Genomic DNA, 13,167 nt, shown 5'->3' with positions numbered 1-13,167 from the left:
CCGATAGCTCCGGGTATGGCTGAAATCGACGTCGAACCCGTTGAGCGAATCGAGGAGGATGTCGTTCCGACGGGTATCGACGCACCCGAGTACGTTCTCTACGGTGGGAAAGGCGGTGTGGGAAAGACGACGATGGCCGCCGCGACCGCGCTGGCGAGCGCGCGCGACGGGACGCGAACGTTGGTCGTCTCGACCGACCCGGCACACTCGCTTTCGGACACGTTCGAGCGCGATATCCCGGCGGCGGCGACGCGGATTCGTGAGGACGTTCCGCTGTACGCCGCCGAAATCGACCCGGACGCCGCACTGGAAGAACAGGCCGGGATGCTCGGCGGGGAGAACCCCCTCGGCGGAATGCTCGGCGACGAGGACGACGGCCCCATGGCCTCGCTCTTGGGCGGGGCGATGCCCGGCGCGGACGAGGCCGCGGCGATGCAGAAGCTGCTGGAGTTCCTGGACGACGAGCGGTTCGATAGGGTCGTGGTGGACACCGCACCGACGGGGCACACGCTTCGACTGCTCGAACTGCCCGAACTGATGGACACGATGGTCGGCCGGATGATGAGCCTTCGCCAGCGATTCCAGGGCATGATGGACGGCGTCAAGGGGGTGTTCGGTGGCGAAACAGGCGATCCCGAGGAGGGAATGGACGACTTGGACGCGTTCAAGGAGCGAATTCAGGAACTCCGGCGGACGCTCCGTGACCCGTCGAAGACGGACTTCCGCGTCGTCATGATTCCGGAGGAGATGAGCGTGTTCGAATCCAAACGCCTGCTTGCGCAACTCGACGAGTTCGGGATTCCCGTCGGGACGGTCATCGTCAACCGCGTGATGGAGAACCTCGCCGAGGTGACGGAGTCGGTCGATTCGACCCGGTTCGCGACGCCGAACCTGGACGACTGTGAGTTCTGCCAACAGCGATGGGAGGTCCAGCAAGGCGCGCTTCGGGAGGCACAGGACGTGTTCCGCGGCCACACCATCAAACGGGTTCCGTTGTTCGCCGACGAGGTTCGCGGCGAGGAGATGCTGCGCGTCGTCGCTGCCTGTTTGGACTGATTCGACGGGAACGACCGTGATTTCGAGTGTATTCGGTTGTAGCACCTATGAGGAAGGAGTAGAAACTTCCCCGAGCGTTCGCTACGCGCAGAAGTGTTTGATTTCATCGTGACTCCAGTAACCGAGCGGGTGGGTCTTTCGAGGCGGTCTTGCTCCCAGCACCTGCGATCATAAAGCAATCAAACGCGTCTCTTCGTCGCCCCGGTTCTACTAGTCGAAAAACTTCTTGACCCAGTCGTTGGTGGAGAGTTCCGAAATCGTCCCGTACAGTTTGTCGAGCCATTTGGCGGGAAGGATTCGCGCGTAGTCGGTCAGGTGAGCGACCGTTCCGACCGGATACCGGGCGTCCGGGTGTTGGACGTTCGCGGCATCGAGAATGGTGTCGGCGACTTCCTTGGGGTGGACCGCACCCGGCATGCCGCCGTCGATGGCCTGCCGGTCGTCGTACATCTGGTAGAAGCGTTCGTAGCCGCCCGAACGCTCCACGCCTTCGACTTCGTCGCTGGCCCGGTCGTGGAACTCGGTGTCGACCGGACCGGGTTCGACCAGCACGACGTCGACGTCGTACTCCGCGACTTCGCCTCGGAGCGAGTCCGAGACCCCTTCGAGGGCGAACTTCGACCCGCTGTAGATTCCCATGCCGGGGACGGCCACGCGGCCGACGGCGCTGGAGACGTTGATGATAGTTCCCTTTCCGCGCTCCCGCATGTGGGACAGCGCGGCCCGCGCCAACCGGAGCGGTCCGTAGACGTTCACGTCGAACTGCGCGTGAACCTGCTCTATCGGAACGTCCTCGACCGGTCCCGGTTGTGCGTAGCCAGCGTTGTTGACGAGGCAGTCCAAGTGGCCGTGTTCGTCGATGATTTCGTCGATGACGCGTTCCACGTGGTCGTCGTCGGTGACGTCGAGCGTCGAGATGCGACATCCCTTCTCCCCGAGCGTCTCGATGTCGGCCGGATTTCGGGCGGTCGCGTACACCTCCCAACCGTCCGCGAGGAACGATAGGGCGGTTTCCCGTCCGATTCCAGACGAACAGCCGGTTATCAGCACAGTCTCATCCATGGGGTTTCCTTCGGACGGGGGTGGCTAAGTATCAACGGTTTCCTTCACTTCATCAGCGTACGCATCGGCCCGCCGCGTCGGTTCGGGAAGCTTGTAGCCGGCACAGAGTTGCCAGACGAGGTCCGCGGCCGTCTCCGCGCTCACGCGATGCCCGGGACTGACGTACAGCGGGTTGACGTGGCGCTTCTCGGGGTTCGGATACTGACGGGACTGGAGCGCGTAGCCGATGACGGTCCCGTCGGGCGCGCTGACCCGCGAGTTCGACACCACGGGAACGCGTTCCCCTTCGGACAGATATCCCTGCGGTGGGTCACGGAGAGCACCGCAGAGGAGTTTCTTGGCGACGCCGACGGCGGGAACGTCGAGCATCACGCCGATGTGCGTGGCGATTCCGGCCTCCCGAAAGTGGATCCGCCCGCTCCCGTCCACGATGGCGAGGTCCGGTTCGACCGTCAGTTCCTCGAAGGCGCGCAAAATCGCGGTTCCTTCCCGGAACGACAGCAGGCCGGGGATGTACGGAATCTCCGTCTCGACGGCGGCGTGGGCGCGCTCGATGACGTCGCCGTCCCGCGACGCGACGAGTGCGCTCACCGCGAGGTCGCCGAGAAACGCTTGGTCCACGCCGACGACGACGGGGGATTCGGAAGGCTCGATGGACGCGGCGATGTCCGAATCATCGTCCTTGCCCTCGCCCGTCGGGAGACGGGTCTGTGCGTCGTCCGTCGGTTCGGTGCGGACGCTCTCGGGGTCGAAGTCAAACGCGTCCTCGAAGATCGCCGTATCGGCCACCTCGTACTGGAGTTCCTCCATCTCCTCGCGCGACAGCGAGGCGTCCGGCGCGAATTCCGGATGGGCGAGGTGCATTAGAACCGTCTACGCCCGCCCATGCCGCCGCCCCGTCGCCCGCCGATGTCCAGTTCCGAGGGGCCGCGTTTTCCTTCCCGCTTCAGTTTCGCGCCGTACAGCAGCCCGATTCCCAGACCGGTGAGGTGAGCGAGTTGCGCGACCCCGCCCGCACCCGCACCGCCGATGACGCTGGCGAACCCGGAGTAGACGGCGAACAGGGCCGTCGCGAGCCAGAGCGGCATCGGGATGATGAAGTAGATGAGAATCTTCATGTTCGGGTTCAGCACCGTGAGGACGCCCATGACCGCCATGATAGCGCCGCTCGCGCCGAGAACGGCGGAGGTACTTCCCATCATCGCGACGATACCGACCTGTGCCAACCCGGCGAGGATACCGCTCCCGAGGAACAGCGCGGTGAACTTCTTGCTCCCGATGCGCCGTTCCAACACGGGGCCGAAGAAGTACAGCGCGATGCCGTTGAAGAGGATGTGCGAGAAGCCCCGCGGGTCGTGAGAGAAGATGGACGTGACCCACGTCCAGACCCGCCCGATGTGATTCGATTGGAGGACGAACAGTTCGGAGAACAACTGGGCGTCGCCCATGACGTTGAGAACGACGAACTCCGCGACGAACGTCCCCACCATCAGCGCGAGGAACACGAACGTCATGTTCCCGCGGAAGTAGCTCAGCGGTCCGCCGGGACTCGTGTCCACGCTGAACCGGCCACCGCCCTGATTGTTCGCGCTATCGTCGAAACCGCTGTCGAACACTCCCTTCGGGTCGTTCCATTGGTTCAACCCCGGACAGGAGTGGTTTTCCGGTAGCCGGTGTTCGGCGCAGAACGTCCCGCCGCACATTCGGCACTGGTACGGCATGTTCTCGTCCTGCCCACACACGTCGCATTGCGCCATTGCTGCATGATTTGAACCGATAGGCCAAATGGGTTTGGGTGAACTGACACGCGAAAAACGGCCGCGACCGATGCGACGGACGAATCCGAAATCACGCGGGGTTTCGCGCGCTGTAGACCGCGAAGTTGTAGTACTGCCACACCGACGTCACCGATTCGAATCCGGCCTCCCGAAGCCAGATGAGTTGGTCGGTCAGCGTGTCCGGGTCGTCGTACTCGTCGCTCGCCTGCCAGCGGTTCATGAACGCCTCTTCCTCCCACCCCTTCGAACGCACCCAGTTCTCTATCATCGCGGAGGACAGCGTTTCGAGGTGCTGCGCGTCGAAGCGAATCACGTCGCCGTTGACGAACCACCCGCCGGGGACGAGGGCGTCGGCGAGCGAGTCGAAGAGGCGACGCTTTTCGTCCGACGGGAGATGATGGACCGCGAGCGAGGAGATGACGAGATCGTATTCGTCGGTCGATGTCGGATAGTCGTCGGGGAAGGCACCTTGCGCGATGTCGGCACGGTCGCCGAACGTCTCCAATTTGCGCTGGGCCTCGGTCAGCATATTCTCGCTGTGGTCCACCGCGAGGACCGTGCTCTCGGGAAAGCGGGTCAACAGCTTCGCCGTGAGTTCGCCCGTCCCCGCACCGAGTTCGAGGACGCGAATCTCGTCCGTCCGATCCTGCGGCGGGGAGTTCAAAATCGCGTCGTGAAGCTCGTCGTACCGCGGAACGATGGCTTCGATACCGGGGTCGTAGAGGCGAGAATCCGCGAACACTTCGCCGGGCTTTTTCATGCCACCAGTACTCGGCGGACCGAGTAATGCTTTTTTCGGCCTCATTCGGACGCGGCCGATTATGACCGAAATGCATAGGGCATGAGGTTTTTGCCCTCAGGACGAGGAGTATGGTGTGTGAAGGGGTACGAACGCAAGGGATTGCTGGAACGGGTCGAACGGGAGGGCGCGACGATTGGCGCATCGATCCCCGAGACAATCTCGGTGCAGGGACGGGACATCGACCTCCGGGAATTCGTCTTCGAAATCAAACGGCGAGACACGGTTCCCGCCGGGGAACGGGACCGCGTGGAGCAGGCGAAGACGAACCTCCGTCGCGAACGGCTCCAGCGCAAAGAACGCCTCGAAGAGGCCGACATCAGCTTCGAGGAGGGAGAACGGTTGGTCGAGAGCATTATCGGCATCGACCGGGCGCTGAACGCGCTCGAAAGCCTCGGCCGGACGAACCTCGAAGCAGAAGAACGGGCGAAGGAGGCCGCCGACCAGAAACGGTGGGTGTCGTTCCTCCAGAAAGCACTCGGAAAGGAGAACAGCGGGAAACGATCACGACTATGAGCAGAAACGCCGAAATAGCGGAGTTACTCGAGGAGTACGCCGATTTGGTCGAAGCACAGGACGTCCAGTACAAGCCACAGGCCTACCGCCGGGCCGCGGACAACATCCGCGACTATCCCGAGGCCGTAGAGGAGTTGGCCGCGGAGGGACCGGATGCAGTCGGGGAAATCCCGCAAGTCGGCGACTCGATAGCGAGCAAGGTCGTCGAGTACTTCGAGACGGGGGAAATCGAGGAACTCGAAGAAGAGCGGGCGAACCTCCCCGTGCAGATGATGGAACTGACGCGGGTCGAGGGCGTTGGTCCGAAGACGGTCGGCGACCTGTACGAGGAACTCGACGTGCGGACGCTGGACGACTTGGAGGAGGCCGCTCGCGAGGGGAAGATTCGGGAGATAAAGGGCTACGGCCCCAAATCCGAGGAGAACATCCTCGGCGGTATCGAGTTCGCTCGGACGGTCCGCGGACGGGAACTGCTCGGCGACGCCCGCCCGGTCGGCGAGCAGGTGCTCGCGTTCTTCGACGACGTGCCGACCGTCGGCCGCCACGAACTCGCCGGATCGCTCCGCCGCTGGCGCGAAACCATCGGCGACATCGACATCCTCGCCGAAAGCGAGGAGAAGGAAGCGGTCATCGACACCTTCACCGACTGGGAGCGGGCGACGGAGGTCATCGAGGCGGGAACGGACAAAGCGTCCATTCGCGTCTCCGACATGCGCATCGACCTTCGGGTCGTCGTTCCCGAGGAGTTCGGCAGCGCCCTCCAGTACTTCACGGGCGGCAAGAACCACAACATAACCCTGCGAAACTACGCCATCGATCGGGGATACAAGGTGAACGAGTACGGGGTGTTCGATGTGAGTGATGTCGAGGATCCCGACGCGGGACAGCGCGTCGGGGAGCGGGTCGCGGGCGAGACGGAGGCGAGCATGTACGAGGCGCTCGGCTTGCCCCTGATCGCCCCCGAAATGCGCGAGGACAACGGCGAAATCGACGCCGCGCTCGCCGGGGACCTGCCGGATCTCATCGAGGTGGACGACGTCCGCGGCGACTTGCATCTGCACACGAACTGGTCGGACGGGAACAACACCATCGAGGAGATGGTGGAGGGGGCGGCCGACTTCGGCCACGACTACATCGTCATCTCCGACCACGCGACGGGGTCGGGAATGGTCGGCGGCGTCGGGTTGGACGACGACGAACTCGAAGCGCAGATAGACGAGGTTCGGGCGGTCGCCGAGGACGCCCCGATAGACGTGTTCACCGGCGTCGAGGCGAACATCGACCCGAACGGGGGAATCAGCGTCGGCGACGAGGTGCTCGCCGACTTGGATATCGTCGTCGCCTCGCCACACAGCGGTCTCGACGGCGACGCGACCGAACGCCTGATTCGGGCGATAGAACACCCGAGCGTCGATATTCTCGGCCATCCGAGCGGTCGGCTCATCAACCAGCGTCCCGGCCACGATTTCGACGTGCGCGAGGTGGCACGCGCCGCCGCGGACGACGGCGTCGCGTTGGAGATAAACAGCAATACCCACCGACTCGACCTCTGGGGCGCGGCGGTACAGGTCGCAATCGAGGAGGGGGCGACCGTCGCCATCGACACCGACGCCCACAGTCCCGACGAGTACCGAAACGTCAGATACGGAGTTCATACGGCGCGACGAGGATGGGCGGAGGCGGCGGACGTGCTCAACGCCCGCGACGCGGCCGGCGTCAGAGAGTTCCTTCACTGATGGATAGCCGGTTCTTTCTCGACGTGATGTTGGGTCGGCTCTCGACGTATCTCCGCATGTGCGGGTACGATGCGGCCTACGCGCTCGACAGGGGCGTCGAGGCGGACGATGCGATTCTCGAACTGGCCGGATCGGAGGACAGGACGGTAGTGACGCGGGACGTGCAACTCGCCGAGCGTGCTGACGACGCTATTCTCATCGAATCGCTCGACGTGCGCGACCAACTCCGCGAACTCCGGAACGCCGGGGTGAAACTCTCGCTTACCGAACCCACACGATGTTCCGATTGTAACGGGGAACTCGTTCGGGACGACGGGGCAACGCCCGACCATGCACCGGACGGCAAAGCTGTCTGGCGGTGTACCGACTGTGGAAAACGGTTCTGGAAGGGGAGCCACTGGGAATCGGTCGAAACGACGCTATCGGAGTTGTAGAACGGAATCGAGCCTTACCGGTTCGATTGCCACCGCTCGCAGGCGTCCATATCGGTCATCCGCTCGTCGTGCAGGCCGCAGTACGGGGTCATCCCCGAGTCGGTGCGGACGTAATCGAAGTGGGCGCAGTTGCCGCAGTAGGCGTCCGTCTGCGTCGGTGTGGGAGGCACGGCAGCGGTCTCCTCGGTGTCCAGCGGCGAGGTGATGTCGTCGGTCGCCGCACCGCCGTCACCGAGCGTTTCGATGCCGGGTTCGCCCATGCCGGTCGGTTCGTCGCCGAAGACGCCGATGCCGCCGAACCCGCGGGATTTCTCGACTTCGACGATTTTGGTCTCGCCCTTGCGCGTGACCTCCATCGTGACCGTTCCGCCGGGGTCGTTTCGGGTCTTGAAGTTCACGACAGCGGTGAACAGGCACCAGAAGGTCGTGATGAGGCCGACGAAGTACACCGCGACGACGGGAAGGGTGAGGTGTTGGCCGTATCCGCGCCAGTGTTGCGGGTAGGCGTACCAGAACAGGGCGACGCCGAGAATCGTGATGCTCGACCCGATGGCGGCCGCCGCTCGAACGCGGTCGCTCGTCGCGGGGAGGACAGCGAACACGCCGACGAAGACGGCGGGAACGCCTAACCCGGCGGCGATGCCCGCGATTTTGTACGACCCGTACTCGCTCACCCCGAGCGCCGCGAAACTATTCGTCGTCGCCGCGAGGATACCCACGACGACGAGCAACGACCCGACGAGAAACAGGCCGACGCCGAGATAGAGGCGTCGGGGGCGTTTTTTCACGCCGCCGTGCCCTTCGTACGTTTCCCCGAGGCTTGTCATGTGTCTGCCATTGTAGTGGGGGTACTAAACTACTGCGTCAGACAGCTATCACTATCGTTTGATTTCGGTCGCGATAGCGAGAAAAGTCGTGTACACAAACGCGGTTAATTAGAAATCCCAACTAAAATGTTTCCGACAAAACGACGGACGGGAGGACTCCGGATGAAAATTCAGATGCCATCACGACAGCGACCGAAGGGAGCAATAGGCCGGTGACACAACCGCCGGGAATCCGGGATTTTCACAAACAACGGGAGTCCGCCGGTGACACAACCGCGGAAACCTGTCGCTCACCGAAACACCGGCGGTCTTTCGAGCCATCACAATCGCGGTGCGACTGTAAGCCACCGGAAAATCGGAGATTTTCCGGGCCGACGACCGAGCGGAGCGAGGCGCGTAGCGCCTCGGGAAACGAACGGCGAACGGTAGTGAGCCGTGAGTTGAAGCGAGGGAGGAGCGCTTTTGGTCCAGCTTTTGCAAGGGAGGTAGGCCGAATCCGGCGCGAATCGCGCCGGATTCGGCTCCCGACCGCAGCAAAAGGTGGTTCGAAAAACCTAATCCCCACCCTGCCAAACGCCCCAGTATGGCTGACGATACCGAAGACGAAGGGCCCGCTGTGGAACTCGGTGACCGCGAGCCGGTCGATGGCGCACCGCTCGCACGAGTCTCCTCGCGGTTGTTCTGGCCCATCCAGAAGAGCGAAGTCGCACGGAAAGAGGGCGAAGAGACGATTCGAACCCCCGACGGACCCCGTGAACTCGCGTCCGTGTTGGACGAGGTGGAGGACACGTACTTCCAGAGCGAACAGGAGTTCACCAACGCCGTCGAGGACGCAGTCGGAACGGGTCCGATTCCGACCGCCGACGATTCGTGAGCCTCTCCCGGAGCATCGAAGAACGGACGTTCGGCTTGACGTGGGTACAGTTGTCGCTCCTCATCGGGGCGCTCATCGCGGTTGCGTGGTCGTACTGGCCGAGTACCGGCGGCAGTCTAAACCGCCGCGTTTTCCGCGACGTGACCCTGTATATGGTACTTCCCGGCACGCTCGCGTTGACGCACGGCCGCCACCTCGGCTATCGGGTGGACCGGAAAGCGATACGCAACACGCTCGTTCTCGCGGCCTTCGTCGTTCCGATTTACGTCGTCGGGTCGTCGCTTCCGTCGATCCGTACCTACTATCCGATGTGGGAGACGAACGCCGCACTCGGGAACTTCCTCCCCCACGCGGTGAAGCAGTTCATCGTCGTTCTCGCCGCCGAAACGTACTATCGCGGGTTTCTCTGTGTCGGCGTTCGGAGGATCGGCTTCAAGAGCGTGTTCGTGAGCCCGATAATTTATGCGTTTCACCACCTGGGTAAACCGCCCGTCGAGGTCATCCTCTCGGGACCGACCGACGTGCTGTTCGGCGCGGTGGATTACAACTGTGATTCGATTCTGCCGTCCGTCGTGGCCCACGGTATCGGACTGATGCTCCTCGATTGGTTGGTGCTTCACGACCCGCTCATTCCCTCGGAAACGGTGTTGCACTGGCTGGCGTGGCTCCCGGTGCATCTGTGATGTTCGAAGCGGTCGAGCGGGTCGAGGAGGAGGTGTCCCCGATGACGGCGCTCGCCGTCGCCATCGTCGCGGTGAGCACGAGCGCCATCCTCATCGAACTCAGCAGCGCCCCGAGTATCATCAAGGCGCTGTACCGGTCGCTGTTCACGACGCTGTTGCTCGCGCCGCTCGCCGTTACGCGCTATCGGGACGACCTCCGGACGTTCTCGCCGCGGGATTTGTTCATCGCGGTCATCACCGGATGCGCCCTCGCTGGACACTTCATCGCGTGGTTCGAGAGTCTGGACTGGACGTCGGTCGCCGCGTCGGTGACGCTCGTGCAGTCACAACCCCTCTTCGTCGCGTTCGGCGCGTGGGCGCTGTTGGACGAACGAGTCTCTCGAAAAACGATGGTCGGCATCTTCATCGCACTGCTCGGGATGGTCGCCATGTCGTTCGGTGACCTCCTCACGAACGCGGCCGTCGGGAACCGCGCGCTCTACGGAAACGGGCTCGCCGTCGTCGGCGCGATCGCGGCGGCGGGATACGTCCTCGCCGGTCGGTCGCTCCGACAACGGGTGTCCCTCATACCCTACGTGACCGTCGTGTACGGCGTCTCCACGGTCGTCCTGTTCGGTGCCGCGCTGGTGAGCGACGCAACGGTTTCCCCCGCCGCGTACGGTCCGACGGAGTGGCTTCTGTTCCTCGGCATGGCCGTCGGCCCCGGAATCTTCGGCCACACCGTCATCAACTGGGCGCTGAAGTACGTCGAATCGAGCGTCGTGAGCGTCTCGCTCCTCGGCGAACCCGTCGGTAGCACGGTTCTCGCGTTGGTCATCCTCGGGCAAGTCCCGGGGGTCGCGACGATAGTTGGCGGTGCCGTCGTGCTCGGCGGCATCTACGTCGCCTCGATCGGACGGGACGGTCAGTAAGTCGATAGCGGATCGGTAATTCGACGGACGATCAGTAGCTGGGCCGCTCCTCGTACTCGATGGGGTCGCGCACGCCGACGTTGCCGAACGCCTGCAGGCGGAGCGCACAGGAATCACAGGTACCACAGGCGGGTTCTTCGGCGCGGTAGCAACTCCACGTCAGTTCGTACGGAACGTCGAGTTCGACGCCGCGTTCGGCGATATCCGTCTTGCTGAACTCGACGAACGGCGCGACGAGTTCGATATTCGTATCGTCCTTCGTTCCGGTGGCGACGACGGCCTGAAACGCCTCGAAGAACTGCGGGCGGCAGTCGGGATACCCCGAGAAGTCCTCGCTGTGTGCGCCGATGAACACGGCGTCGCAGTCGTTCGCTTCGGCGCAGGAAACCGCCATCGAGAGCAGATTGGCGTTTCTGAACGGGACGTAGGTGTCCGGCACCTCGTCGCTCTCCAAGTCGGCGTCCTCCACGTCGATGTCGTCGTCGGTGAGGCTTGACCCCCCGATCGTGGCGAGGTGGCTCGTCTCGACGTGGAGGAACCCTGCGTCCAGTTCCTCGGCCTGTCTCTTCGCACAGTCGAACTCCTTGCTCTCGGTTCGCTGGCCGTACGACGTGTGCAGAAAGAAGGGTTCGTACCCCCGTTCGCGCGCTTCGTAGGCGGCGGTGGCGCTGTCCATCCCGCCGGAGGCGAGGACGACGGCGCGCTTCTCGTTCGATTCGTCGTCGGTCGATTCGTCGTCGATCATCTCGTTGTCGGTCGGTTCGTCGCCGGTCGTCTCGTCGTCAATCATTTTGCTGTCAGTTATCGCATTCTCGTTCGCTTCGTCGGATGCGTCGTTTCGTGTCATATCGGTGTTCGTGCTAGCGTCGGTTGGTCGTTCAGGTTCCCGGTGCGTCGTTCCACAGGTCCACGTGCAGTCGCGGCGTGTAGCGGTAGCCGTACTCCATCGCCAGTTCCGCGACTCGCTCGCGGCTTTCGTCCAGTTGATCGCGGGTGGCTCCCTCCGGCATCAACAGCACGTCGGTGTCCGAGAGGGGTTCCGTGGCGATCGAACGAACCTCGGAAACCAACCCCTCTATCTCTTCGAGGTCCGCCTCGTCGGTGACGACGAACTTCATCTGGGTGTCGTAGGCGTCCACGAGCCCCCCCAGCGTCTCCACGTCGATTCGCCGCTCCTCGTGGCGCTCCTCCCACTCGCCGTCGCCCTTCGGGTCGTTCTCCGGCGTCGGGGTCGAGGAGGCCAGTTTCGGGCTGACGCTCGCCAAGTCGATGGCGGCGTCGCGGAAAATCGTCCCGTTGGTCTCGACTGTCGTGTGATAGCCCATCTCGGAGAGGCGGTCGAGCAAGGTGACGGATTCCTCGTGTACCAGCGGTTCGCCGCCGGTGAGCACGACGTGGTTCGCGTCGTAGGATTCGACCTCCGCGACGATTTCGTCCACCGTCATACCGGCGTGTGTCGGTTCCCACGACGTGTGATACGAATCGCAGAACCAACAGCGCAGGTTACAACCGCTCGTCCGCACGAACACGCTCGGCGTCCCCGCGAGCGTTCCCTCCCCCTGTAGCGAGTAGAACAACTCGTTGATGGGAAGCGACGGCTCGGAGTTCGACCCCGAGGAGTCGGCGTCGTCGCGTTCTCCCTCGCTCGGTTCGGTCGCGTTCACGGGCATGATTAGACGTGGCCGCCACAGAGTTCCGCGGTTTCGCTCACTTCGACCGCCACCGCGGAGACGTTGTCCGGCAGTTCTTCGCGAAATCGGCGTTCGAGTTCGAGGCTCATCACCTCCGCCGTCGGCGGGTCCTCGAAGAGGACGACCGCCGACCCGTCGCCGCTCTCCTCGAAGGCCTCCACGAGCGGATCTCCCTCCTCCAGGAGGAACATGTGGTCCCACTCGGAGAGTATCGCAGTAATATCTCCCTTATCGACGACCCACCCCTCCTCGGTGAGTTCGCCGGTGACGGTCACCTCGATCTCGTAATTGTGGCCGTGCGGACGGCTACATTTTCCGTCGTGGTGCAACAGGCGATGTCCCGCGCTGATGCGAATCGGACGGTCACGTCCGATGTGAAGCGTTCGTTCCGGAGACGATTCGAGTAATGACTTGGGCATACTCGGAGATTATCGAGCGAATACTTAAAATGAATCGCTCCGGGGTGACCACCGTCATAGAGTGACACGGATGTGGTGCTGATTGTGGGATAATCGGCGCGTTGGTGACGCGCCGAGTGGAGAAAAATTGGACCCGAGATGGTCGTTCGATGCGTCTCGTGCTGTAGGCCCAAACCTGAAGACGTCGGAAAGAAGAGTGCTCCGTCAGGGATTCGAACCCTGGTCCTTGCCGTGAGAGGGCAAGATGATTGGCCGGACTACACCAACGGAGCGTGCGTACTCTTCGTAATCACACGGACTGTTTAACAGTTGCGTTTCGGGGGCGCTGTGGCGGTGACTCACACATTCGGAACCGCAAACAGGCACGGCTTTTCGACGTGC

Annotated in this window: 15 protein-coding genes and 1 tRNA gene; 7 read left to right on the top strand and 9 right to left on the bottom strand. The window is 63.1% G+C overall.

The genetic code is table 11. The annotated features are described in order from the left end of the window. Positions 1-15 precede the first annotated feature (15 nt). Complete coding sequence (locus ACGYLY_RS08205) at positions 16-1,056, top strand: ArsA family ATPase (protein WP_395282142.1); 1,041 nt, start codon at positions 16-18, stop codon at positions 1,054-1,056. Positions 1,057-1,266: 210 nt separating this feature from the next. Here the strand turns inward: ACGYLY_RS08205 and ACGYLY_RS08200 are convergent, their stop codons facing one another. From ACGYLY_RS08200 to ACGYLY_RS08185, 4 genes are all read right to left on the bottom strand, one after another. Further along, on the bottom strand, positions 1,267-2,118 hold the full coding sequence (locus ACGYLY_RS08200; RefSeq protein ID WP_395282143.1) for an SDR family oxidoreductase: 852 nt from the start codon (positions 2,116-2,118) through the stop codon (positions 1,267-1,269). A 24-nt stretch (positions 2,119-2,142) separates the two neighbouring features. Beyond that, positions 2,143-2,982, bottom strand: a complete 840-nt coding sequence (locus tag ACGYLY_RS08195) for an endonuclease V (RefSeq protein WP_395282144.1) — start codon at positions 2,980-2,982, stop codon at positions 2,143-2,145. Beyond that, on the bottom strand, positions 2,982-3,875 hold the full coding sequence (locus ACGYLY_RS08190) for a rhomboid family intramembrane serine protease (protein ID WP_395282145.1): 894 nt from the start codon (positions 3,873-3,875) through the stop codon (positions 2,982-2,984). Before ACGYLY_RS08190 ends, ACGYLY_RS08195 begins: the two co-directional genes overlap by 1 nt. A 91-nt stretch (positions 3,876-3,966) precedes the next feature. After that, complete coding sequence (locus tag ACGYLY_RS08185; RefSeq protein ID WP_395282146.1) at positions 3,967-4,656, bottom strand: class I SAM-dependent methyltransferase; 690 nt, start codon at positions 4,654-4,656, stop codon at positions 3,967-3,969. 117 nt (positions 4,657-4,773) lie between these two features. Between ACGYLY_RS08185 and ACGYLY_RS08180 the strand changes: the two genes are divergently transcribed. From ACGYLY_RS08180 to ACGYLY_RS08170, 3 genes are read left to right on the top strand one after another with little or no spacing between them, the layout of a single operon-like run. Next, on the top strand, positions 4,774-5,211 hold the full coding sequence (locus tag ACGYLY_RS08180) for a DUF5788 family protein (RefSeq protein WP_395282147.1): 438 nt from the start codon (positions 4,774-4,776) through the stop codon (positions 5,209-5,211). Next, entirely contained in the window at positions 5,208-6,947 is a 1,740-nt protein-coding gene (gene polX, locus ACGYLY_RS08175; RefSeq protein ID WP_395282148.1) for a DNA polymerase/3'-5' exonuclease PolX, read from the top strand. The genes ACGYLY_RS08180 and polX overlap by 4 nt, the downstream gene beginning before the upstream one ends. Continuing rightward, the gene (locus ACGYLY_RS08170) at positions 6,947-7,381 is read left to right on the top strand and encodes a Mut7-C RNAse domain-containing protein (protein WP_395282149.1); all 435 of its coding nucleotides are present in this window, start codon (positions 6,947-6,949) and stop codon (positions 7,379-7,381) included. The genes polX and ACGYLY_RS08170 overlap by 1 nt, the downstream gene beginning before the upstream one ends. A gap of 14 nt (positions 7,382-7,395) precedes the next feature. Here ACGYLY_RS08170 and ACGYLY_RS08165 read toward each other — a convergent pair whose 3' ends face one another. Then, positions 7,396-8,208: a hypothetical protein gene (locus ACGYLY_RS08165; protein ID WP_395282150.1), complete on the bottom strand. Its 813-nt coding sequence runs from the start codon at positions 8,206-8,208 to the stop codon at positions 7,396-7,398. Between the two features lie 583 nt (positions 8,209-8,791). Here ACGYLY_RS08165 and ACGYLY_RS08160 point away from each other — a divergent pair. From ACGYLY_RS08160 to ACGYLY_RS08150, 3 genes are read left to right on the top strand one after another with little or no spacing between them, the layout of a single operon-like run. After that, on the top strand, positions 8,792-9,082 hold the full coding sequence (locus ACGYLY_RS08160; RefSeq protein ID WP_395282151.1) for a DUF5789 family protein: 291 nt from the start codon (positions 8,792-8,794) through the stop codon (positions 9,080-9,082). Positions 9,083-9,096: 14 nt separating this feature from the next. Then, positions 9,097-9,765 carry a CPBP family intramembrane glutamic endopeptidase gene (locus tag ACGYLY_RS08155; protein WP_395284137.1) on the top strand — a complete coding sequence of 223 codons (669 nt, stop codon included), beginning with the start codon at positions 9,097-9,099 and terminating at the stop codon, positions 9,763-9,765. Further along, a complete protein-coding gene (locus ACGYLY_RS08150; protein WP_395282152.1) occupies positions 9,765-10,676 on the top strand; it encodes a DMT family transporter in 912 nt (303 codons plus the stop codon). The genes ACGYLY_RS08155 and ACGYLY_RS08150 overlap by 1 nt, the downstream gene beginning before the upstream one ends. Before the next feature lie 31 nt (positions 10,677-10,707). Here ACGYLY_RS08150 and queC read toward each other — a convergent pair whose 3' ends face one another. From queC to ACGYLY_RS08130, 4 genes are all read right to left on the bottom strand, one after another. Next, positions 10,708-11,421 carry a 7-cyano-7-deazaguanine synthase QueC gene (queC, locus tag ACGYLY_RS08145; RefSeq protein ID WP_395284138.1) on the bottom strand — a complete coding sequence of 238 codons (714 nt, stop codon included), beginning with the start codon at positions 11,419-11,421 and terminating at the stop codon, positions 10,708-10,710. Positions 11,422-11,554: 133 nt separating this feature from the next. Then, the gene (locus tag ACGYLY_RS08140; RefSeq protein ID WP_395282153.1) at positions 11,555-12,346 is read right to left on the bottom strand and encodes a 7-carboxy-7-deazaguanine synthase QueE; all 792 of its coding nucleotides are present in this window, start codon (positions 12,344-12,346) and stop codon (positions 11,555-11,557) included. 2 nt (positions 12,347-12,348) lie between these two features. Then, positions 12,349-12,786, bottom strand: coding sequence for a 6-pyruvoyl trahydropterin synthase family protein (locus ACGYLY_RS08135; RefSeq protein ID WP_395282154.1), 438 nt, complete (start codon positions 12,784-12,786; stop codon positions 12,349-12,351). Positions 12,787-12,983: 197 nt separating this feature from the next. Continuing rightward, a tRNA-Glu gene (locus tag ACGYLY_RS08130) sits at positions 12,984-13,058 on the bottom strand. Positions 13,059-13,167: the final 109 nt, after the last annotated feature.

Origin of the sequence: Haladaptatus sp. CMAA 1909, from assembly GCF_043952005.1 — an archaeon.
Taxonomy (GTDB): Archaea; Halobacteriota; Halobacteria; order Halobacteriales; family Haladaptataceae; genus Haladaptatus.
This window is presented reverse-complemented; position numbering and strand designations above follow the sequence as displayed.